Annotated in this window: 24 protein-coding genes and 1 tRNA gene; 23 read left to right on the forward strand and 2 right to left on the reverse strand. The window is 68.7% G+C overall.

Annotated features, from left to right (window positions below; all coding sequences use genetic code 11):
- Positions 1-702: an alpha/beta fold hydrolase gene (locus QSK35_RS33325; protein WP_285751624.1), complete on the reverse strand. Its 702-nt coding sequence runs from the start codon at positions 700-702 to the stop codon at positions 1-3.
- 15 nt (positions 703-717) lie between these two features.
- On the opposite strand from QSK35_RS33325, the gene QSK35_RS33330 reads away from it, so the two are divergent.
- The 13 genes from QSK35_RS33330 to QSK35_RS33390 all read left to right on the forward strand — a co-directional run bounded on the left by QSK35_RS33330 (position 718) and on the right by QSK35_RS33390 (position 13,523).
- Positions 718-1,941: a cytochrome P450 gene (locus QSK35_RS33330; RefSeq protein WP_285751625.1), complete on the forward strand. Its 1,224-nt coding sequence runs from the start codon at positions 718-720 to the stop codon at positions 1,939-1,941.
- A 41-nt stretch (positions 1,942-1,982) separates the two neighbouring features.
- A complete protein-coding gene (gene eno, locus QSK35_RS33335; protein ID WP_285751626.1) occupies positions 1,983-3,269 on the forward strand; it encodes a phosphopyruvate hydratase in 1,287 nt (428 codons plus the stop codon).
- A 1-nt stretch (position 3,270) separates the two neighbouring features.
- The gene (locus QSK35_RS33340; RefSeq protein WP_285751627.1) at positions 3,271-3,762 is read left to right on the forward strand and encodes an FtsB family cell division protein; all 492 of its coding nucleotides are present in this window, start codon (positions 3,271-3,273) and stop codon (positions 3,760-3,762) included.
- A complete protein-coding gene (locus QSK35_RS33345; RefSeq protein WP_285751628.1) occupies positions 3,759-4,250 on the forward strand; it encodes a DUF501 domain-containing protein in 492 nt (163 codons plus the stop codon). The genes QSK35_RS33340 and QSK35_RS33345 overlap by 4 nt, the downstream gene beginning before the upstream one ends.
- A gap of 157 nt (positions 4,251-4,407) precedes the next feature.
- Positions 4,408-5,739, forward strand: coding sequence for a lytic transglycosylase domain-containing protein (locus QSK35_RS33350; protein WP_285751629.1), 1,332 nt, complete (start codon positions 4,408-4,410; stop codon positions 5,737-5,739).
- 30 nt (positions 5,740-5,769) lie between these two features.
- Positions 5,770-6,711 carry a Ppx/GppA phosphatase family protein gene (locus QSK35_RS33355; protein WP_285751630.1) on the forward strand — a complete coding sequence of 314 codons (942 nt, stop codon included), beginning with the start codon at positions 5,770-5,772 and terminating at the stop codon, positions 6,709-6,711.
- Between the two features lie 168 nt (positions 6,712-6,879).
- Entirely contained in the window at positions 6,880-8,514 is a 1,635-nt protein-coding gene (locus tag QSK35_RS33360) for a peptide ABC transporter substrate-binding protein (RefSeq protein ID WP_285751631.1), read from the forward strand.
- Between the two features lie 75 nt (positions 8,515-8,589).
- A complete protein-coding gene (locus QSK35_RS33365; RefSeq protein ID WP_285751632.1) occupies positions 8,590-9,513 on the forward strand; it encodes an ABC transporter permease in 924 nt (307 codons plus the stop codon).
- Entirely contained in the window at positions 9,506-10,438 is a 933-nt protein-coding gene (locus QSK35_RS33370) for an ABC transporter permease (protein WP_285751633.1), read from the forward strand. Before QSK35_RS33365 ends, QSK35_RS33370 begins: the two co-directional genes overlap by 8 nt.
- Positions 10,439-10,444: 6 nt before the next feature.
- Positions 10,445-11,422, forward strand: coding sequence for an ABC transporter ATP-binding protein (locus QSK35_RS33375; protein WP_285751634.1), 978 nt, complete (start codon positions 10,445-10,447; stop codon positions 11,420-11,422).
- On the forward strand, positions 11,415-12,416 hold the full coding sequence (locus tag QSK35_RS33380; protein ID WP_285751636.1) for an ABC transporter ATP-binding protein: 1,002 nt from the start codon (positions 11,415-11,417) through the stop codon (positions 12,414-12,416). Before QSK35_RS33375 ends, QSK35_RS33380 begins: the two co-directional genes overlap by 8 nt.
- A 228-nt stretch (positions 12,417-12,644) precedes the next feature.
- The gene (locus QSK35_RS33385) at positions 12,645-13,034 is read left to right on the forward strand and encodes a hypothetical protein (RefSeq protein WP_285751637.1); all 390 of its coding nucleotides are present in this window, start codon (positions 12,645-12,647) and stop codon (positions 13,032-13,034) included.
- An 18-nt stretch (positions 13,035-13,052) separates the two neighbouring features.
- Complete coding sequence (locus tag QSK35_RS33390) at positions 13,053-13,523, forward strand: hypothetical protein (protein ID WP_285751638.1); 471 nt, start codon at positions 13,053-13,055, stop codon at positions 13,521-13,523.
- On the opposite strand, the gene QSK35_RS33395 is transcribed toward QSK35_RS33390, so the two are convergent.
- Entirely contained in the window at positions 13,520-14,974 is a 1,455-nt protein-coding gene (locus QSK35_RS33395; RefSeq protein WP_285751639.1) for a S10 family peptidase, read from the reverse strand. The two genes, QSK35_RS33390 and QSK35_RS33395, sit on opposite strands and share 4 nt — an antisense overlap.
- A gap of 9 nt (positions 14,975-14,983) precedes the next feature.
- Between QSK35_RS33395 and QSK35_RS33400 the strand changes: the two genes are divergently transcribed.
- The 10 genes from QSK35_RS33400 to QSK35_RS33445 all read left to right on the forward strand — a co-directional run bounded on the left by QSK35_RS33400 (position 14,984) and on the right by QSK35_RS33445 (position 22,242).
- The gene (locus tag QSK35_RS33400) at positions 14,984-15,637 is read left to right on the forward strand and encodes a uracil-DNA glycosylase (RefSeq protein WP_285751661.1); all 654 of its coding nucleotides are present in this window, start codon (positions 14,984-14,986) and stop codon (positions 15,635-15,637) included.
- Between the two features lie 4 nt (positions 15,638-15,641).
- Positions 15,642-16,232, forward strand: coding sequence for a DUF4129 domain-containing protein (locus QSK35_RS33405; RefSeq protein WP_285751640.1), 591 nt, complete (start codon positions 15,642-15,644; stop codon positions 16,230-16,232).
- Positions 16,229-16,579, forward strand: coding sequence for a hypothetical protein (locus tag QSK35_RS33410; protein ID WP_285751641.1), 351 nt, complete (start codon positions 16,229-16,231; stop codon positions 16,577-16,579). The genes QSK35_RS33405 and QSK35_RS33410 overlap by 4 nt, the downstream gene beginning before the upstream one ends.
- Entirely contained in the window at positions 16,576-17,517 is a 942-nt protein-coding gene (locus QSK35_RS33415; RefSeq protein WP_285751642.1) for an AAA family ATPase, read from the forward strand. Before QSK35_RS33410 ends, QSK35_RS33415 begins: the two co-directional genes overlap by 4 nt.
- Positions 17,514-18,740 (forward strand): DUF58 domain-containing protein, encoded by a 1,227-nt coding sequence (locus QSK35_RS33420; RefSeq protein WP_285751643.1) that lies wholly within the window; start codon positions 17,514-17,516, stop codon positions 18,738-18,740. Before QSK35_RS33415 ends, QSK35_RS33420 begins: the two co-directional genes overlap by 4 nt.
- The gene (locus QSK35_RS33425) at positions 18,734-19,195 is read left to right on the forward strand and encodes a hypothetical protein (RefSeq protein WP_285751644.1); all 462 of its coding nucleotides are present in this window, start codon (positions 18,734-18,736) and stop codon (positions 19,193-19,195) included. The genes QSK35_RS33420 and QSK35_RS33425 overlap by 7 nt, the downstream gene beginning before the upstream one ends.
- Positions 19,196-19,293: 98 nt before the next feature.
- Positions 19,294-20,619, forward strand: coding sequence for an NAD(P)/FAD-dependent oxidoreductase (locus QSK35_RS33430; RefSeq protein ID WP_285751645.1), 1,326 nt, complete (start codon positions 19,294-19,296; stop codon positions 20,617-20,619).
- A gap of 201 nt (positions 20,620-20,820) precedes the next feature.
- Positions 20,821-20,943, forward strand: coding sequence for a hypothetical protein (locus tag QSK35_RS33435; protein ID WP_268891586.1), 123 nt, complete (start codon positions 20,821-20,823; stop codon positions 20,941-20,943).
- Positions 20,944-21,008: 65 nt separating this feature from the next.
- Positions 21,009-22,055 (forward strand): ATP-grasp domain-containing protein, encoded by a 1,047-nt coding sequence (locus QSK35_RS33440; RefSeq protein ID WP_285751646.1) that lies wholly within the window; start codon positions 21,009-21,011, stop codon positions 22,053-22,055.
- Positions 22,056-22,168: 113 nt separating this feature from the next.
- Positions 22,169-22,242: transfer RNA gene (locus tag QSK35_RS33445), tRNA-Leu, on the forward strand.
- Positions 22,243-22,324 lie beyond the last annotated feature (82 nt).

Raw genomic sequence — 22,324 nt, forward strand, 5'->3', positions numbered from 1 at the left:
TCAGTGCAGCTTTTCCAGCAGTGGTGCGAGCGCCGCGGGCGCCTCGACGTGCACGTTGTGCCCCTGGCCGTCCAGCACCACCGGGCTCGGCACGAACGACGTCAGGTGCGCGGGCGGACCCATGTGGTCGTGTTCGCCCGCCGCCAGCGTCACGCGGGCGCGGCACGCCTGCAGTAGCCCGCGCATGTCCGGCGCGCCGACGGCGAACGCCTTGGCGTCCAACGAGATCTGCCAGCCTTCGTCCACTTCGGTCACACCGTGCTCGATCGGCACCCCGGCCACCTTCGACGCCCGTTCGACGGCGTCGTCGCGGTTGTCGTAGGTCTTCGCGGGCCGTTCGGCGAACGACGCGGCACGCGCGAGATCCTCGTCCGACCACTGAACCTTGATCCCCAGGCCGACCACGGACGACACGGTCACGCCGAACCAGCCCGACGCCAGCGCCAGCCCGACCACACCGCCGAGCGAGTGACCGAGGATCGCCACCGGTTCGCCGGCCGGGATCACCGGCGCGAGGGCGCCGGCGAACGTGCCGAACGAGTACCGCTCGATCGGGTCCGAGCGGCCGTGGCCGGGCAGGTCGGGCACGAGCCAGCTGCCCTCCCAGTGCGGCACCACGTCCCGCCACACCTCGCCGGTCGCGCCGAGTCCGTGCAGCAGCACGAGCAACGGTCCGTCTCCACCGCGTTCAACGTGAATCACGCCAGAATCCCTTTCATGCGGACCGATGCCGAGCTGATCGTCGACCCAGACACGTATACCGCCGAAGTGCCGTATTCCGCACTCGCGAGGCTCCGGAATCGGAACGTTGTCCGGATCGATGGCTTCTGGGCGGTGCTGCGATACGCCGACGTGAAGACGGTCCTGCGCAACCCCGCGTTCTTCTCCAGCCACCGCGGCGCGACGCAGATCCGCGACCCGCAGCCGGACGACCTGGCCTACGTCCAGCGGATGATGCTCAACCAGGACCCGCCGGAGCACACCCGGCTCAGAAAGATGCTGGCCCAGGCGTTCACACCTCGGGCTGTCGGCCTGCTCGAGGAGCAGATCCGGATCTTCGCTCGCACCACGATCGATCGTTTGGGCGGGGACTTCGCCGAGACCGTCGCGGACCTGCCGCTGCTCACGCTGGCCGAGGTGTTCGGCGTCCCGCACCAGGACCGCAAGCTGCTCTACGACTGGAGCAACCGGGTGATCGGCTTCCAGGACGACGAGTACGCGTTCAGCCGCAGCGACACCGCGGGCATGACGGACATGGCCCGGAAGGCACTGGAACTGCGGCCCGACGACGGTCGTGATCCACGGGCCCGCAACGGCATGCCCGACCTGTACGCCTACGCGCACGCGCTCGGCGAGCTCAAGCGGAACGACCCCGGTGACGACGTGATGAGCAACCTGATGCGCCAGGACATCACCATCGAGGAGTTCGAGAACCTGTTCTGGCTGTTCTCCGTCGCGGGTAATGAGACTCTGCGCAACGGCATTCCCGGCGGCATGATCGCCCTGATGCGGCATCCCGACCAGTACGAACGGCTCCGGCAGGACAGGAGCCTGATGGACACGGCCGTCGAGGAGATGCTGCGCTGGTGGACGCCGGTGATGCACTTCCGGCGCACGGCTACCGAGGATGTTGAGCTGTCCGGAACCAAGATCGCCAAGGGGGACAAGGTCGTCGTGTGGTTCTCCAGTGCGAACCGCGACGAGCAGGTGTTCACGAACCCGGACGAGTTCGACATCACACGGAAAGAAGCCGATCACCTGAGCTTCGGGTACGGCCCGCACTTCTGCCTCGGCGCGCACCTCGCACGCACGCAGATGAGAGCGCTCTTCAACGCGGTGTGCGACCTCCCTCACCAACTGCGACCGGCGGGGGAGCCCACGAGACTGAGGTCCAACTTCCAGAACGGCGTCAAACACCTCCCGGTCACCTGGCCCCAGTAGGCTCAGGGCGAGACGACATGCAGCTGAAACAGGGAGCGCAAGTGGCGGTCATCGAGCAGGTCGGAGCGCGGGAGATCCTGGACTCGCGAGGCAACCCCACCGTCGAGGTCGAGGTGGCGCTGGACGACGGCACGCTGGAGCGCGCGGCCGTCCCGTCGGGCGCGTCGACCGGTGAGCACGAGGCGGTCGAGCTGCGCGACGGCGACGCCAAGCGGTACCTGGGCAAGGGTGTCGAGCGCGCGGTCACCGCGGTGCTCGACGAGATCGGGCCCGAGCTGGTCGGCATCGAGGCCGTCGAGCAGCGGGTGGTGGACCAGAAGCTGGTCGACCTGGACGGCACGCCGGACAAGTCGCGGCTCGGCGCGAACGCGATCCTCGGCGTCAGCCTCGCCGTCGCGAAGGCCGCGGCCACCAGCAGCGGGCTGGAGCTGTTCCGCTACGTGGGCGGCCCGAACGCGCACGTGCTGCCGGTGCCGATGCTGAACATCCTCAACGGTGGCGCGCACGCCGACACCGAGGTGGACATCCAGGAGTTCATGATCGCGCCGATCGGCGCCGAGACGTTCCGCGAGGCGCTGCGCTGGGGCGCGGAGGTCTACCACGCGCTGAAGGGCGTGCTGAAGAGCAAGGGCCTCGGCACCGGCCTCGGCGACGAGGGTGGCTTCGCGCCCGCGCTGTCCAGCAACCGGGACGCGCTCGACCTGATCCTGCAGGCGATCGAGAAGGCCGGCTACCGGCCGGGCCGCGACATCGCGCTCGCGCTCGACGTGGCCGCGACCGAGTTCTTCAACGACGGCGCCTACACGTTCGAGAAGACCAAGCGCAGCGCCGAGCAGATGACCGGCTACTACACCGAGTTGGTGAACAGCTACCCGCTGGTGTCCATTGAGGACCCGCTGTCCGAGGACGACTGGGACGGCTGGGTGCAGCTGACCGCCGAGCTGGGCGAGAAGGTCCAGATCGTCGGCGACGACCTGTTCGTCACGAACCCGGAGCGCCTGGAGGAGGGCATCTCCCGCCGCGCCGCCAACGCGCTGCTGGTGAAGGTCAACCAGATCGGCACGCTGTCCGAGACGCTCGACGCGGTGAGCCTGGCCACGTCGTACGGCTACAAGTCGATGATGAGCCACCGGTCCGGCGAGACCGAGGACACCACCATCGCCGACCTGGCCGTCGCGACGGGCGCGGGCCAGATCAAGACCGGTGCCCCGGCCCGTGGCGAGCGCACCGCGAAGTACAACCAGCTGCTGCGCATCGAGGAGAGCCTCGGCGACGCCGCGCGCTACGCGGGCGAGCTGGCGTTCCCCCGGTACACGCCGGAGGCCTGAGATGGCTGAGCGCGGTCACACCCGGCGGCCTCGTCGCGAGGAGAGCGCCCGGACCGAACGCGCTCGCCGCACGCCCCGTCCGAAGGCGTCGCCCCGGCCCGGTGCGGGCACCGGTGGCGCCTTCGGCATGACCGGGACGCGGCGGGCCGCGATGTTCGCGATGGTGCTGTGCGCACTGGCGCTGAGCGTCGCGGTCCCGCTGCGGACCTATCTGTCCCAGCGCGACGAGCTGCGGGAAGTGGCGCAGCAGCAGGAGAAGCTGCGCTCGGACGTGGCCGCGCTGGAACAGCGCAAGGCGCAGCTGAGCGACCCGGCGCAGGTCGAGATCGAGGTGCGCACCCGGTTGCACTACGTGCGGCCGGGGGAGACCCCGTACGTCGTCCAGCTGCCGGGCGACGCACAACGCAAGACGGAAGAGGAGCGGCCGTCGGGCAAGCCGGCGGCGAACAGGTCGTGGTACGAGCAACTGTGGGAATCGGTGACGCACAAGTGACGGTTTCGCAAGAAGATCTCGAAATCGTCGCCAGGCAGCTGGGCCGCACGCCGCGCGGCGCCAGGGCGATCGCGGCGCGCTGCCCGAGCGGGCACCCGTCCGTCGTGCAGACGGATCCGCGACTGCCCGACGGCACGCCGTTCCCGACGCTGTACTACCTCACCTGCCCGAAGCTGAACTCCTTGGTCAGCACCCTGGAAGGCCAGGGGACGATGAAGGAGATGGAGGCCCGGCTCGCCGAGGACGAAGAGCTGGCAAGGGCTTACCAGCGCGCACACGAGCAGTATCTCGCGGAACGTGACGCGATCGACTCGCTGGGTACCCAGGTCACCGCGGGCGGCATGCCGACCCGCGTCAAGTGCCTGCACGTGCATGTCGCGCACGCGCTCGCGAAGGGTCCCGGCGTGAACCCGTTCGGTGACGAGGCGCTGGCCCTGTTGGCCGAATCGTGGCCTGCGGGAGACTGTGTCCAGTTTCGTCAACTGTGAATGGAACCGTACTGGCGCTTAACTCCGTCTTCGGTACACAAGGCCTCGTGACACTGCCTGCTCTTTCCGGCAGGGTGGGTGGTGGCCGACGAGGGGGCGTTCGCCGTAATGGGACGACGGCGCGCCGCGATAGGGCTCTTCGAGAGGTGAGTTTTCCGTGGCACTGCCCAGCAAGCGGCGAGCAAGGCGCAAGACGAGGCTGACGTCGGCTCCGGCCGCACTGTCGGCGCGTCAGCGCGGCTTCGCCGTCGCCGCGTTGGCTGCCATGCTGGCTCCCGCGATCATCACCGGCACCGCGCTCGTCGACTGGGTCAACGTCGCCGGCCGTTCGCCCATCGCCGCCAGCCCCCTCGGGCCCGCCGACGTCTACGCGGCGTTGTCCAGCGGCAAGATCGGCGTGAACGGCAAGCTGGCGGAGTCGGAGGAGCTGAGCGCCGCGCTGCTGCAGGACCTGGCCGACGGCACCCTCAGCCCCGGTGACGACGGCTTCAACGACGTGCCCGACGGCACGCTCGGCATCCCCGGCGTGATGCTCGACGCTTACATGCAGGCCGAGGACAAGATGGCCGACCTCAAGCCGAACTGCCACCTCGACTGGCAGCTGCTGGCCGCGATCGGCCGCATCGAGTCCGGCCACGCGCGCGGCGGCAAGGTCAACGCCAAGGGCGACGCCGTACCGCAGATCCTCGGCCCCGTGCTGGACGGCACCCTCCTCGGCACCGCCAAGGTCATGGACAGCGACAACGGCCGCTGGGACGGCGACAAGACCTACGACCGCGCGGTCGGCCCGATGCAGTTCCTCCCCAGCACCTGGTCGAACATCGGCGCGGACGGCAACGATGACGGCGAGTCGAACCCGAACAACATCTACGACGCGACGCTCACCGCGGGCAAGTACCTCTGCAAGGACGGCTACGACCTGCGCGACATGACGCAGCGCGGCAAGGCCATCTTCAGCTACAACCCGTCCAACGAGTACGTCCGGGACGTGATCAAGTGGGCGAAGGCGTACGCGGCGGGCGTCGAGACGCTGCCGAGCCTGCCGTCGACCGGCAACGACGTGGTGCCGCCGAACGGCACCGGCAACACCACCACGCCGACGAACCCCGGTGACACCGGCAACCAGAACACGCCGGTGAACCCGACCACGACCACGACGACGACGTTCACGGCGATCCCGTGCCCGACCACGACCACGCCGACCACGACGACGTCGACCACCACCGGCACCACCACGTCGACGACGACCACCACCACGACGCCGACGCCGGCCGGTTGCCGCACCACCACGACGACGACCACGACCACGACGACCACCACGACCACGACGGCGAACCCGACGACCACCACGACGACGACCACGACGCCGCCGGCGAACACGCCGTCAACGAACACGCCGTCGACGAACCAGCCGTCGAGCAACACCTCGTCGTCGACCGGTGGCACGACGAACGCGCCGAGCTCGCTGGCGTCGACCACGCCGAGCTGATAACCCCGCCTGCGAAAGAGGAACCGACACATGGCGCGGGTTGCCGCGATCGACTGTGGGACCAACTCGATCCGACTCCTGGTCGCGGACGTGACCAAACGCGACGACGGCACGGTGTGGCTACGCGACGTGCACCGCGAGATGCGGGTCGTCCGGCTGGGACAGGGTGTCGACGCGACCGGGCTGCTCGCGCCGGAGGCCATCGCACGCACGCGTGCGGCGCTGCTCGACTACGCGAACATGTTGCGGCGCAAAGGGGTTGAGGCCGCCCGGATGGTCGCCACATCGGCCACAAGGGACGCGTCCAACCGGGACGACTTCTTCTCGATGACCGAGGAGATCCTCGGCGCGCCCGCCGAAGTGATCAGCGGGGACGAGGAGGCCACGCTGTCGTTCGTCGGCGCCGTCGCGGACATGGACCCCGACGAGGGGCCGTTCCTCGTGTCGGACATCGGCGGCGGCTCGACCGAGCTGGTGCTCGGGTCCGGAATGGAGATGGAGGCCGGCCGGTCGGTGGACGTCGGCTGCGTGCGGCTGACCGAGCGGTGCATCCACACCGATCCGCCGAGCGCGGCCGAGATCGACGAGGCCGCGGGGTTCGTCCGCGAGGCGTTGCACACCGCGTTCCAGACGGTGCCGGTGGAGAAGGCGAGCACGTGGATCGGCGTCGCCGGCACGATCACCACGCTGTCCGCGATCGCCCAGGACCTGCCGGAGTACGACTCCGAACGCATCCATTTGTCCCGGATGTCGCTCGACCAGGTGTACGAGGTCGTCGAGCGCGTTTTGGGGATGACGCACGACGAGCGGGCGGCGATAGGCTCCATGCACCCCGGCCGGGTCGACGTCATCTGCGGTGGGGCGATCGTCGTGCGCACTCTTGCTGAGGAACTGGCTGCGCGCGCAAGTATTTCCGGCCTGGTGGCGAGCGAGCACGACATTCTGGACGGGATAGCGTTTTCCCTGGTCTGAGGCCTCCTTGAGCTTTCGTTGAGCTGATCGTGACTACTTTGTGACCCGGTTCGACATGTGGGTCCACAGGGCACCCGGTTAACGTCCTCTCACGTTTTGGGAGGGCTCAGCCCTTCCTGGTTTGGCGCGCCAGCCACCCGCCGGTGACGCCATGAGGTGGGAGGACGCATGTCGCGATCACGCACGGCTTCCGTTGTAGCCCTTACAGCGACGGTGGCCGTAGTGGCGGCGGGTTGCGGTGACAAGGGCGGCGACCAGGCCGCTTCCAACACCGACGCCGCGATCACGGTGTTCAACACTGAGCCGGAGAACCCGCTGGTCCCAGGCAACACCACCGAGGTCGGTGGCAGCCACGTCCTGGACGCTCTGTTCACCGGTCTCGTCGAGTACAGCGCGGACGACGCGAAGCCCGAGAACGCGCACGCCGAGTCGATCGAGACCAAGGACTCCAAGGTCTTCACGATCAAGCTCAAGAAGGGCTGGAAGTTCCACGACGGCACCCCGGTGACCGCGTCGAGCTACGTCAAGGCCTGGAACTGGACCGCCTACGGGCCGAACGCGACCCAGGGCGCGAGCTTCTTCTCCAACATCGACGGGTACGCCGACGTCCACCCGAAGGACCCGGACGGCGCCGACGGCCCGCAGAAGGCGCCGACGCCCGCGACCAAGGAGATGAAGGGCCTCAAGGTCGTCGACGACAACACCTTCGAGGTCACGCTGTCGGAGCCGTTCTCGGTGTTCCCGGTGACGCTCGGCTACGAGGTCTTCTCGCCGATGCCCGAGGCGTTCTTCACCGACCAGAAGAAGTACGAGGAGGCCCCGGTCGGCAACGGCCCGTTCAAGTGGGCCTCGCGTCAGGTCGGCACCGAGATCAACGTGACGCGCAACGACGACTACCAGGGCAAGGACAAGCCGCACTTCAAGGACCTGAAGTTCAAGGTCTACCAGAGCCGCGAGTCCGCCTACGCCGACATCGTGTCCGGCAGCCTGGACTTCATCGACGAGCTCCCGCCGTCGGCGCTGGCCGGCAAGAAGTACGAGGGCGACCTCGGTGACCGCGTGGTGGAGAAGTCGACGCTGCAGCTGCAGACGATCGCCTTCCCGTTCTACGTGAAGCCGTACGACAACGCCGACCTGCGCAAGGCGATCTCCATGGCGATCAACCGCGAGGAGATCACGCAGAAGATCTTCGAGGGCTCCCGCATCCCGGCCGACGGCTGGGTGCACCCGAGCACCGACGGCTACGTCAAGGACCAGTGCGGCGAGTTCTGCAAGTTCGACGCCGCGAAGGCCAAGGAGTACCTGACCAAGTCGGGCTACACCGGCAAGATCACGCTGCAGTCGAACACGGACGGCGGCCACAAGGAATGGGCCGAGGCGGCCTGCAACAGCATCAAGAACGCCATCGGCCTCGACTGCTCGTTCGCCCCGTCGACGAGCTTCAGCGAGTTCCGCCAGAAGGTGAACGCCCACGAGATGACCGGCATGTACCGCGCCGGTTGGATCGCGGACTACCCGTCGATCGAGAACTGGCTGGCCCCGCTGTACAAGACCGACGCGTCGTCCAACGACGGCCTGTACACGAACCCGAAGTTCGACGCGAAGCTCGCCGAGGCCAACAAGGCGACGTCTACGGCCGAGGCGAACAAGCTGTACCAGGAGGCCGAGAAGATCCTCCACGACGACATGCCGGTGATTCCGCTGTGGACGCAGAAGACCATCGCGGGCAAGTCGTCGCGGCTGAAGGTGGCCAAGATGGACCCGTTCCGCTGGCTGGACATGGCGTCCGTGCAGGTCAGCTGACGAGTCGGCGCTAGCTGGAACCGGCCCGCGGCGGAAACGCTCGCGGGCCGGTTGCGGCGCGACAGGGAGTAAATCGTGGGCCGCTACGTCCTGCGCAGGCTGTTCCAAATGATCCCGGTGTTCATCGGGACGACGTTCCTGATCTATGCCCTGGTGTGGGCCGTGCCCGGTGACCCGTTCGCCGGGAAGTGCGGCGAACGCCCGTGCCCCGACCAGTACGTCTCAGCCATGCGCGCTCAGTTCAACATGGACGACCCGTTGGTCGTCCAGTACGGCAAGTACCTGCTCAACCTGCTGCAGGGTGACTTCGGCAAGACGTTCTCGGGCACCGAGGTCATCGACCGCATCTCGGTGACCTTCCCGGTCACCGTGCGGCTCGCGATCGTCGCGCTGATCATCGAGGCCATCATCGGCATCTCCGCGGGCATCGTGAGCGGCCTGCGCAACCGGGGTTTCCTGGACAGCCTGGTCCTCGTGTCGACGTTGTTCCTCATCTCGCTTCCGGTGTTCGTCACGGGTTCGGTGATCCAGCTGGTGTTCGGCATCCAGCTGGGCTGGATCAGCCCGACCGTCAAGGGCACCGGCTTCGCCGACCTGATCGTTCCCGGCTTCGTGCTGGCCTCGCTGTCGATGGCGTATGTCGCCCGGCTGACGCGCGCCAGCATCGGCGAGTCCCGTCGCGCGGACTACGTGCGCACCGCCAACGCCAAGGGCCTGCCGGTGTCGCGGGTGGTCGGCGTGCACATGCTGCGCAACTCGCTGATCCCGGTGATCACCTTCCTCGGCACGGACCTCGGCGCCTTCATGGGCGGCGCGATCGTGACCGAGGGCATCTTCAACGTGCCCGGCATCGGCGGGCTCATCTACAAGTCCATCCAGACCAAGGAAGGCGTGATGGTCACCGGCCTGGTCACGCTGCTGGTGCTGGTGTACCTGCTGATGACCCTGCTGGTTGACCTGCTGTACGCCGTGCTCGACCCGAGGATTCGCTATGAGTGACCCCACTGCCGCGACTTCCGAGGCGGTCGCCGAGGTAGGTGGCGGCGCCGCGCTCGGCAAGCCGCGCGGCCTGCTCGGTGACGCCTGGCGCGAGTTGCGCGTCCGCCCGTTGTTCTGGATCTCCGTCACGATCATCGCGATCGTGGTGCTGATCGCCCTGTTCCCCGGTCTGTTCACCCACGCGGACCCGAACCTGGGCATCCTGTCGCGCAGCCGCAAACCACCGTCGGGCGAGGCCTGGTTCGGCTATGACACGCAGGGCTACGACGTCTACGCGCGGGCGATCTACGGCACGCGCGCGTCGCTGCTCGTGGGGCTGTTGGCCACGGTCGGAGTGGTGATCCTCGGCTCCGTGTTCGGCATCCTGGCCGGCTTCTACGGCGGCTGGCTCGACGCGGTCCTGTCGCGCATCTCCGACATCTTCGTCGGCATCCCGTTCGTGCTCGGCGCGATCGTCATCCTGACCTCGCTCAACACCGCGGGGAACACGAGTGGCGTGCGCATCGTGACGCTCGTGGTGCTGTCGATCGCCGCGCTGTCGTGGCCGGTGGCGATGCGGATCATGCGGTCCGCCGCGATCACCGCGAAGCAGCAGGACTACGTCAAGGCGGCGCGCGCGTTGGGCGCGAGCCCACGGCGGATCATCGTGCAGCACATGCTGCCCAACTGCCTCGCACCGGTGCTGGTGTACTCGACGATCGCGCTCGGCGCGTTCATCGGTGCGGAGGCGACGTTGTCCTACCTGGGCGTCGGTCTGCGAAACCCGGTGGTGTCGTGGGGCGTGATGATCAATGACGCGAAGGACTACATCCGGGTCGCGCCGCACGCGCTGCTGTTCCCGTCCGCTTTCCTCACCGTGACCGTGCTCGCCTTCGTGATGCTGGGTGACGCGGTGCGGGAGGCTCTCGACCCGAAGCTCAGGTGAGTTGTTGTGGCACTGCTCGAGGTCGAGGACCTGCACGTCGAGTTCCGCACGCGTGACGGCGTCGCGCGCGTGCTCAACGGCGTGAGCTACCACGTCGACGCCGGTGAAACCCTTGCGGTACTTGGTGAATCGGGTTCGGGAAAGTCGGTGACCGCGCAGGCGGTCATGGGCATCCTGGACACGCCGCCCGCGTTCGTCACGCACGGCGAGGTCCGGTTCAAGGACGAGGACCTGCTCAAGATGTCCGACGAGAAGCGTCGCGAGACGCGCGCGTCGGGCATCGCGATGGTGTTCCAGGACGCGCTGTCCGCGCTCAACCCCGTGTTCACCGTGGGGTTCCAGATCGAGGAACAGCTGCGGGTCCGCCGGGGGATGAGCAAGGCCGACGCCCGCAAGCGGGCGATCGAGCTGCTCGACCAGGTCAAGATTCCCAATGCGGCACAACGGGTCCGCGAGTACCCGCACCAGTTCTCGGGTGGCATGCGGCAGCGCGCGATGATCGCGATGTCGCTCGCGCTGGACCCCGAGGTGCTGATCGCCGACGAGCCGACCACCGCGCTCGACGTGACGGTGCAGGCGCAGATCATGGACCTGCTCGCGGAGCTCCAGCGCGAGCGCAAGATGGCGATGATCCTGATCACCCACGACCTGGGCGTCGTCGCCGAGGTCGCGGACCGCATCGCGGTGATGTACGCGGGCCGGATCGTCGAGCAGGCGGACGCGGTGACGTTGTTCCGCACGCCCGGCCACCCGTACACCGCGGCGTTGATGGACTCCATGCCGAGGCTGGACCAGAAGGGCACGGAGCTGAACACCATCAAGGGCCTGCCGCCGAACCTGCTGAAGATCCCGTCCGGCTGCCCGTTCCATCCGCGTTGCCCGCGCAGGCAGGACATCTGCTCGGTCGACGTACCGCGCCAGCACAACCTGGGCCTCGGGCACGTGAGCGCCTGCCACTTCGCCGAGGAGGTCGTCGGTGGCTGAGTTCGATTCCATTCTGGAAGTTCGCGACCTGGTCAAGCACTTCCCGGTCACGCGGGGCGTGCTGTTCAAGTCGACGATCGGGCAAGTGCGGGCCGTCGACGGTGTGTCGTTCGACCTGAAGCGTGGCGAAACCCTTGGCGTGGTGGGCGAATCCGGTTGCGGAAAGTCCACTCTGGCCCAGGTGCTGATGCGCCTCGAGCCGCCGACGTCGGGGTCCGCGCTGTTCGAGGGCGAGGACATCTTCAAGATGAAGGGCGGCGCGCTGCGGCGGTTGCGGCGCAACATCCAGATCGTGCTGCAGGACCCGTACACGTCGCTCAACCCGCGCATGACGGTCGGCGACATCATCGGTGAGCCGTTCGAGATCCACCCCGAGGTGGCGCCGAAGGGTTCGCGGGCCGCGAAGGTCCGCGAACTGCTGGACGTCGTCGGCCTGAACCCGGAGCACATCAACCGGTACCCGCACCAGTTCTCCGGCGGCCAGCGGCAGCGCATCGGCATCGCCCGCGCACTGGCGTTGCGCCCCAAGGTGATCGTCTGCGACGAGCCGGTGTCCGCTCTGGACGTCTCGATCCAGGCGCAGGTGATGAACCTGCTCGGCGACCTGCAGACCGAGTTCGGCCTGTCGTACGTGTTCATCGCGCACGACCTGTCCGTGGTGCGGCACCTGTCCGACCGGGTCGCGGTCATGTACCTCGGCAAGATCGTCGAGATCGGCACCGAGGAGCAGATCTACGAGCACCCGACGCACCCGTACACGCAGGCCCTGCTGTCGGCGGTGCCGGTGCCGGACCCGACGCAGCGCGGCCGGCGCGACGTCATCCGGTTGACCGGTGACGTGCCGTCGCCGATCAACCCGCCTTCGGGCTGCCGGTTCCGGACGCGCTGCTGGAAGGCGCAGGACATCTGCGCCACCGAGGTGCCGGAGCTGGTCGTGCGGGCGGCCGACCATCCATCGGCGTGCCACTTCGCGGAGGAACGCGCGGTCGTCTGAGCTCGCGCTTCCAGGTGCCCCGCCCGGCTTCGGCCGTGCGGGGCACCTGTGTGTTCACCGTGTGCGTCCCCACCCGCTCGGCGGCTTGCCGCCACCCGTCCGGTCTAGTTGCTTACTAACCAAGTAACTGTGGATCTAGTTGGACCCTGCCCCAACGGCGGTATCCCGACGCAATTGCTGCTGACTACTTTTCATCGCGTTCGGTCATCCTTTCCTGGGGAGGTTGCGATGAAGAAACGTCTCATTCTGCTCGCGTTCGGAATAATCGCCGCACTGTTCGCCACCGCAATGCCCGCAAGCGCGTCGTCGGCGGGCCTTTCCGGCTCACTGCGCAAAGGTCAGTGGGTCCATTACGGCACCCAGCGCACCATCAGCGTCAGCGGCACGCACATCTTCGTGAAGAAGACCGACGGCCCGGAGCTCGACGTCAAGTGGCGTCGCTGCGCCGGTGGAGCCGAGGGTTCGCCGGTCCGCCTGCAGAACGCCGACCCGACTCCTCGAATTCGCATCGGGTCGAACTTCCGTTCTGGAACCGTTTTCTGCCTGTCCGCGAAGAGTCATGGCAACAACACCACGGACACGTGGAACGGCACCGTCTGGTGGAATGTGACCTCCTGATTGGAATTGGTGCGGCCGATGAGGTACTTCTGTTTCTTGCTGCTCTTTCTGGCGGGGTGCGGAACCGCCCGGTCGGCCGCACCTTCCACCGTGCTCGACGCCGACGGCTATGCGGCCGAGGTGCGTTCGACCTACCCGAAGATGCGGTGGCCGGCGGACGTCCGGCCCGACCTGGACGCGTTGATCACGGCGACGACGCCGCCGCCGGACGAGGCGATCCAGCCCGGCCTGTCGCGGCAGGTGCTGGGCGTGGTCAACACGTGCGCCTGGTACCGGTCCTGGGACGCCGCGACCGGCCGGGGTGACGCCGAGCAGGCGAAGGCGGGGCTGCGGGTGATCACCGACGTGGTCACGCAGTACCCGCCGGAGGTGGACAGGGCGGGGCGCGACTACGTGCGTGATGCGGCCGCCCACGCCGCGGACGGCAACCCCGACCTGGTCCGCGACTACGTCGAGGCCAACTGCTTCGACACCAAGTGGTCCTCCTAGACGTTCGAGGAGCCGCGGACGAACTTCGCCAGGTCCGCCGACTGGTCGATCCGCGACTGCTCGTGCACGTACATCATGTGACCGGCCGGGTAGTAGGCCGACTCGATGTTCGAGTGCAGCTCCTGCGGGATCGAGAGGTGCGCGACCATGTGCTCGGCCGCGAAGTACGGCGTCGCGCCGTCGTAGTAGCCGAACGCGATGTGCACCTTCAGGTGCGGGTTGGCGCGCATGGCGGCGGCGAGCTTGCCGGCCACGGTCACGTGGGCACCCTCGAACTCCTTGTACGACCAGGGATGCACGGCCCGCGAGATGATCTCGTACGGCAGGTCGTTGTGGTATCCGAGCTCCGCGTTCAGGTAGTGGTTCATCGCCGCGGTGTACGGGCCCATGATCGCGGAGAACGACGGGTCGTCGGTGAGTGCCTCGCGCGCGTAGTCGTTGTCCCAGCCGGAGAACCGGCCGTCCAGCCGGCCGACCGTGCGGCGCTGGTCGCGCAGCAGCTCGGTGAAGAAGCGCAGGTGCTCGATGCGCAGGTTGACGCGGTCGACGTAGTCCTCGGAAAGACCGGTCAGCTTCGCCAGTCTCGCGACGAAACCAGCGCGTTCCTCAGTGGACAGTCGCGATCCGCGCGCGAGGGCGAACGGGTAGTCGCGCGAGGCGAACTCCTCGGACTCGGCGAGCGCCGCGTGCAGGGAACCCTCGATCTTGCCGTGGTAGTGGGCGATCGCGGTGTAGGTCGGCAGGAACAGCGAGTACCCGAGGTCGTGGCCCTCGTTGAACTCCAGCGTCGCGAAGTCGAGCACGGACGAGATGAGCATGAGCCCGTTGAGGAACATGCCGTAGCGCGTCTGCAGGTGCTCGGCGAGCCCGGCCGCGCGCAGCGTGCCGTACGACTCGCCGGCGAGGAACTTCGGCGACATCCAGCGGCCGTTGCGCGAGGTCCACAGCCGGATCACCTCGCCGACGGACTCGATGTCGGTCTGGAAGCCGTGGTAGTCGGCGGGCTTCTCGCCCTTCAGCGCGCGCGAGTAGCCGGTCGACACCGGGTCGATGAACACCAGGTCGCTGTCGGCGAGCAGGGTTTCCGGGTTGTCCGCGATGCCGTACGGCGGCGGGGTCAGCGAGCCGACGTCACCCGACAGCACGCGGCGCGGTCCGAGGAGCCCGAGGTGCAGCCACACGCTGGACGAGCCCGGCCCGCCGTTGAACGCGAACGTCACCGGCCGCTTCGCCGGGTCGGCGTCGTCGAGCGTGTAGGCGGTCACGAAGACCTCGGCCTTCGGCTTGTGCCCGTCGAACGCGCCGTCGGTCAGCACCTCCTCCTTGAGGACCATCCGCCCGGTCGTCGCGGTGTAGTTCAACTTGCGCCGCTTGACGGTGATGCTGTGCTGGGTGGTGACCAGATCATCGGCAGGCGGCGGGGTCGGCTCGGCCTTCGTCTCCTCGGACATGGGAGCGACATTACGGAACTCGACGAGCGAATAACGGCGTGCCGCGCGTGTCCACGCCTGGTGGCATGGCGCGAGGAGGTCGCCCGCGTGAAACGCGCCGCGTTCGCCTCGGAGGAGTACTGGGGCCGCCCGGTGCCGGGCTTCGGCCCGATGGACGCGGCACTGCTGATCGTCGGCCTGGCGCCGGCCGCGCACGGCGCGAACCGCACCGGCCGCATGTTCACCGGCGACCGTTCGGGGGACTTCCTGTACCGGGCGATGTTCAACGTCGGCCTCGCGTCCCAGCCCACCGCCACGCACATCGGCGACGGCCTGACGTTGCACGGCGTGCGGATCACCGCGCCCGTCCACTGCGCGCCACCGGGCAACAAGCCCACGCCGGAGGAGCGGGACAACTGCCGCATGTGGCTCGAGGAGGAGTTCGCGCTGCTCCGGCCCACGCTTCGAGCCGTTCTCGTGCTCGGGGCGTTCGGGTGGAACGCCCTGATGCCGGTCCTGGGCAACCCGCGGCCGCGGCCGAAGTTCGGGCACGGCGTGGAGGTCGAACTGGCCGGGCTGCGCGTGTTCGGCTCGTTCCACGTGAGCCAGCAGAACACGTTCACCGGCCGCCTGACGCCCGCGATGCTCGAGGATGTCCTCCGGCGCGCCAAGGATGCATGCTGATCCCATGAGGGCACGCGTCGGTGTGGTCGTGGCAGCCTTGCTGCTGGTGATCATCGCCGCGCGCGGCCGCTCCCCGGTCGTCTTCCACCCGCCGCCGAAGGACCCGGACGTCCGCGACACCCTCACCCCCGGCCCGCAGGCACCCCAGAGCGACGTGAGCACCGAGGGCAGCGGCGTCCCGTTCCTCATCCTGCTGCTCGTCGTCGCCGGGTTCGTCGTGTTCGGACTGATCGGCATGGCCCTCGCGATCAGCTTCACCCGGCGCCGGACGCGCGGGGAACGCGGTGTGGAGATCGTCGAGCGGGAAACCCCGGCCGCACCGAGCTTCCAGCACCAGGTCGCGCGGGCGTTGATCGAGATCAGGAGCGACCGGCCGCCCAAGGACGCGGTGATCGCGGCCTGGCTCACCCTGGAGGAAGCGCATCCGCGCGAGCCGCACCAGACGCCGACCGAGTTCACGACGACGCTGCCCGCGGACACGAAGACCCTGCGCGAGCTGTACCAGCGGGCCAGGTTCAGCGACGAGCCGATCACCGCGGAGCACGCGAGCCAGGCCGAGCGTGAGCTGGAGCGGATCATCCGGGAGCTGGCATGAGGACGTTGATCGTGCTCGTCACGGCCGTGGCCGCCGGGCTGGCGCTGTGGCGGTTCGGCGCGGATCCGTTGTGGGCCATCGTGCTCGCCGTGCCGCCCGCGGCGCTCGCGCTCGTGGCGACGTACCTGCCGAAGGCGACGGACGTCGTGTGGCTGCCGCCGCCCGAGCCGCCCAGCTCGATCGCCAGCGTGCAGGCCAGCACGCTGGCCACGCGGCTCGCGCAGGCCGCCGGCGACGAGACGCGGTTCCGGGAACGGGTCCAGCCGCGGCTGCGCAAGCTCGGGATCGAGACGAACGTACTGCCGGAGCCGCACGAACTCGCCGAGATGCTCAGGAGAGTCGAGTGACCATCGCGCTCGAAGCCAAGTCCGTGCTCGACGAGGTCGGCAAGGTCGTCGTGGGCCGCGAACGCGCGCTCAGGCTGACCCTCGCCGCCATCCTCGCCGGCGGGCACGTGTTGCTGGAGGACGTGCCGGGCCTGGGCAAGACGCTGATCGCGCGCAGCTTGGCGCAGGCTCTGCACCTCGACTTCAAACGCCTGCAGTGCACGCCCGACCTGCTGCCCGCCGACGTCACCGGCTCGTTCCTCTACGACCCGGCCGGGCGTGACTTCACGTTCCGGCCCGGCCCGGTGTTCACCGGGCTGCTGCTCGCCGACGAGATCAACCGCACGCCGCCGAAGACCCAGTCCGCGCTGCTGGAGGCCATGCAGGAACGGCAGGTCACCGTCGAGGGCCGCACGTTCCCGCTGAAGCGGCCGTTCCACGTGCTGGCCACCGCGAACCCGATCGAGTACGAGGGCACCTACCCGTTGCCCGAGGCGCAGCTCGACCGGTTCCTGCTGCGCATCGACATCGGCTACCCGCCGGTGGACGACGAGGTCGAGGTGCTGCGCCGCCGCATCGCGCGGCAGCGGGAGGAGACCGAGGTTCCGCCCGTCCTCACCGAGAACCGGCTCGACGAGCTGCAACAGGAGCTCGAACGGACCACAGTGGACGATGACGTGCTGCGGTACTGCGTCGACCTGGCACGGGCGACGCGCGGCCACCCGGCGGTCGAGGTCGGCGCGTCACCGCGGGGTGCGCAGGCGCTCGTCCTGGTGTCCCGTGCGCTGGCCACAATGGACGGACGTGCGTACGTGCTTCCCGAGGACGTCAAGGAATGCGCGGTCCCGGCGCTCGCGCACCGGCTCACGCTTCGGCCCGAGACGTGGACGTCGGGCGTCACCGGCACCGAGGTCGTCGAGGAGCTGCTCGGGCAGGTCCCCGGCCCGCCGAGCTCGTGAACAGACCGGCGCGGATCATGCGGGCCCTGGCCGAGAGCCGGGGTGCGCACTGGCACGCGACCGACGCGCTGATCCGCGCCGCGCTGCTCGGCGGCGGGTTCGTCGCCGCGGGGGCGTTGCTGCACCACGCCGGGCTGGTGCTGCTCGGCACGCCGTTGCTGCTCAGCCTCATGTTCGCGAGAAGGCCGACCGGTACGCCTGCCGTGACAGTGAAACCCTTGCCGCGGACGGCCGAACCGGGCACGGCGCACACCGTCGCGGAGGTCGAGCCGGCCGACACGGAACTCGTCGTGGTGCGCCTGCCGGGTGAGACGAAGGCGTTGGCCGCGACCACGGAGCCGATCCCGGTCGAGGTCCGGCGGGACGCCTGGGGACCGGGCGTCGACCTGCGGCTCGACCACCTCTTCGCCGGGCCGGACGCGTTGCACGTCTACGGCCCGATCGTCGGCGTCGAGCACACGCGGACCGTGCTCCCGCCGCTGCAGTACTTCCCGGCCGGGCCGTTGCCCCCGCGCGCGGCGGGGCTGGTCGGCGCGCACCGCTCGCCAAGGCCCGGCGACTCGACCGAGCTGCGCGACATCCGGGCGTTCCAGCCCGGCGACCGGTTGCGCCGCATCGACTGGCGGATCTCCCTGCGCACCGGCGCGTTGCACGTGCGTGAGCGGCACGCCGAGGCCGACGCGGAGATCGTGCTCGCGATCGACACGCGCAGCGACGTCGAGCAGGACGTCGGCCGGTGGGCGGCCGTCACGTACGGCACGACGACCCGGCCCGGCGGCAGCCTCGACCGGGCCGTGCGCACCGCGGCGTCGCTCGCGGCGAGCCACCTGCGGCAGGGCGATCGGGTGTCGCTCGTCGACCTCGGCCGGCCGCAGCTCAACGTGCGGTCGGGCGTCGGCAGGCGGCACCTGCTGCGGTTGCGCAACCAGCTCGTCGTGTGTGCGCGGTCCGCGGGCTGGGCGCAGCGGCCGTTCCTGCCGCACGTGCCCTACGGATCGGTGATCGTGCTGCTGTCGCCGTTCCTGGACGACGCGGTCAGCGAGATCGCGATCCACGCCGCGCGGCGCGGCCACCTCGTGCTCGCCGTGGACACGCTGCCGCAGCCGTTGAAACCGGACACCGAGGAGCCGTGGGGCGAACCGGCCGCGGAGCTGATCGCGGCCGAGCACCGGGTGCGCACGAAGCTCATGGCCCGGCACGGGGTGGTGATCACGCCGTGGTGATCAGGGTCGCCGCCGCGCTCACCTGCCTGGTGATCGCATTGGTACTCAGAGCCAACGGCGTCGGGGCCATCCAGCTGGCGATCTTCGCGGCGCTCGCGGTCGTCACCGTCCTACTGCCCGCCAGCGCCGCCCCGGCGCTGGTGATCGCGTTCGCGGCGGTCGTGATGGTCTTCGCGGACGGCCACCCGTTGCGGCTCGGCGTGCTCCTGCTGATCCCGTTGCTGCACCTCGTGCACATCACGAGCGCGCTGGCCGCCGTGGTGCCGGTCAGAGCGGCGGTCGCAGTGGACGCTCTGAAGGCGCCCGCGCGCCGGTTCGTGATCATCCAGGCGATCGTTCTGGGGCTCGCCGCGGTTGCGAGACTGCTCCCGGACGGGCCGACTCCAGCGCCCGTCGAGGTCCTCGGTCTGGGGGCTTGCGCGGTGGTTCTGGGGATCGTCGCGCTGAGGATCTGAATCGCTTCTCTCAGGGTGTTCGGCATCACCGGGCGACCCGTGTCACAACCGGCCCCGCGAACGCGCGGGAATCGGGTTCCTGGTGCGACGATGTGCGTATGGCTGCTGTTAAGTCGCAACCCACTCGGATCGTGATTGTCGGCGGTGGGTACGTCGGCATGTACACGGCGCTCGGGTTGCAGAAGAAACTGCGATCCGGTGAGGCGTCGGTGACTGTCATCGACCCGCAGCCGCACATGACCTACCAGCCCTTCCTCCCCGAGGCGGCGGCCGGTTCGATCGAGCCGCGCCACGTCGTCGTGCCGCTGCGCAAGGTGCTGAAGCGGTGCCACGTGGTCACCGGCCGCGCCACCCGCATCGAGCACGCGCGCAAGGCCGTGACGGTCGAGCTGTCCGACGGCCACATCGAGGAGTTCGAGTACGACGTGCTCGTCTCCGCGCTGGGCGCCATCTCGCGCACGCTGCCCATCCCGGGCCTCGCCGAGGTCGGCATCGGCATGAAGACCATCGGTGAGGCGATCTACCTCCGCAACCACGTGCTGTCGCGCCTCGACCAGGCCGCGAGCACGAACGATCCGGAGATGCGCAAGCGGCTGCTGAGCTTCGTGGTCATCGGCGGCGGCTTCGCGGGTATCGAGACCCTGGCCGAGCTCGAGGACATGACGCGGTACGCGCTGCGTTACTACGAGGGCCTCAAGCTCGAGGACATGAACTGGGTGCTGGTCGAGGCCGCCGGCCGGATCATGCCCGAGGTGTCCGCCAAGCTCGGCGCGTGGACCGTCGAGCAGCTGGAGAAGCGCGGCATCAAGGTCTACCTCGACACGCGCGTGAAGTCGCTCGAGGGCGGCCACGTCGTGCTCGACGACGGCACCGAGTTCGACTCGGACACCATCATCTGGACGGCCGGCATGAAGGCCAACCCGATGCTGCGCAACACCGATCTGCCGCTCGACGAGCGGGGCCGCGTCCGCTGCACCGCCGCGATGCAGGTGCAGGGCCTGCCCGGCGTCTGGGCCGCGGGTGACTGCTCGGCCGTGCCGGACCTGTCGCGCACCGAAGAGGACCCGACCGCGACCTGTGTGCCGAACGCGCAGCACGCGATCCGCCAGTCCAAGCTGCTGTCGAAGAACATCATCGCGACGCTGCGCGGCAAGGAGCCCAAGGAGTACTTCCACAAGTACCTGGGCGCCGTCGCGGGCCTCGGCCTCTACAAGGGTGTCGCGGACGTCTTCGGCCTGCGTTTCCGCGGCGCGATCGCGTGGTTCATGCACCGCAGCTACCACGTGGCGTTCGTGCCGACCGTGAACCGCAAGCTGCGCGTGCTGATGGACTGGACGCAGGCGCTGTTCTACGGCCGCGAGGTCGTCGCGCTGGGTCAGATCAACGACCCGAAGGACGAGTTCGATCGGGCCGTCAAGAGCTGATCACTGCGGGTGATGGCCCCGCCGCTTGCCTCAATTGGCTCTAGCGGCGGGGCACCCTTATGGCCCAGAGCCGTAACTTGAGCCCCCAATAGGAGTAACCCCGCTGGGGTCGGCTTGACATTGCGTAACGTGAACCAGAAACTACCGCTGGTGCATCACCTGAATGCGTGATCCGCCTGTGTGGGGAGAGAGGTGATCCCGATGTCTCTCGAGGAGCTGGCCGCACAGCTTCGTCGCGGCGAGATCGAGGACCCCGCGTTGGCGCAGTACGCCGCCGAGTACGCCAACGCCGGGAAGTGTTTCCGCAGCAAGAAGGACGATTGACCAGGTCAGCTGAAGGGCGGGGAACAAGCGGAGGCGAAGCCCCGTCCGAAGCTGCGAGACCTCTGTTGCTGCAGGGACAGGACTACCTCTTCCGGTCTCCGCCGAAGTGTCTGGACTTCCAGGAGCAGGTCCACCGGCTCGGCATGGTCGACGAGGGGGACGGCAGTCCTCAACCGTGCGTACTGGTTCTCGCCCGCGCCGCCGACATGGAGATGAACGAGCTCTCCATAGCTCTTGCCGAACGCGGCATCCGAATGGCTCGAATCGACGCCGACCGCTGCCTCGACATCCCCCTCTCGGTCTACACCGACCAGCCGCTGATCGAACTAGACCGCTGGCTGCTGCGCCCCCTGCTGGTGTGGCGCCGCCACTTCGAGCTCTCCGCCCTCCCGGTGGAGCCCGGCACGCTGGCCGGCGCGTACGCCGCGGACCAGTGGGGCTCGGTCGCCAACTGGCTGTCCTCGCGCAGCGACTGGGCCCACGTGAACCCGGCGCGCTCCACCACCCATCTGGACCGCCTGACGCAGCTGTCGGACGCCTCCTCGTTCGGTTTGAGGGTGCCCAGGACCGCCGTCACGACGCGTCCCGGCCGTACCCGGCCGGGCGGTGGCCGTTGCATCGTCAAAACGGCGGGCAGGCACCTCCTGGAGCCCCGTCCGGGCGTGCAGCACGGCCTGTTCCCGCGCCCGCTGGAAACCTCGCGCGCGGGTGGCGTCGCCGAGCCGGCCCCGGTGATCGTCCAGGAGTACGTGCCGTCCGACACCGAGCTGCGCGTGTTCGTCGTGGGCGAGCAGTGCATCGCGTACCAGGTCGACAAGCTCGACCCGGCGCAGCTCTGGGTGGACCCTGATGCGGTGCGCGTCACGCCCACCGTCGTGCCCGCCGGGCTGGCCGACCGCCTGCTGGCGCTGGCCCGCCACTGGCGCGTGCAGGTGGCCGCGTTCGACCTCCTCGTGACGGGCCGCGACCACGTCTTCCTGGAGATCAACGTGAACTGCGACTGGCGCTGGTTCGAGCACCGCGCCTCGGACAACTCGGTGTCCGCCGCGGTGCACGACTGGGTCGCCGATCGCTTCAAAGAACTGCTCGGCGCGGGAAGAGGTCGATCATGACCGCCAATGGCCGCTTACCCGAGTGCGCGGTATAGCGGAACTTGCTGGGCCGTGCGGGCGACTTCCCGCGAACCGCGCACACAAACCGTCGATCAACGCCTAGGCTCCCCGCTGCCCCCGTAGCCCAATCGGTAGAGGCAGGTCCCTTAAAAGGATCACAGTACGGGTTCGAATCCCGTCGGGGGCACTACCGTTCACCACATAGAACCAGCCCCTGACCTGCGAAAGTGAGGTCAGGGGCTGATCTTGTAACTCCCGGTGACTCCCGG

The organism is Lentzea sp. NBRC 105346 (assembly GCF_030269605.1).
Lineage (GTDB): Bacteria > Actinomycetota > Actinomycetes > Mycobacteriales > Pseudonocardiaceae > Lentzea.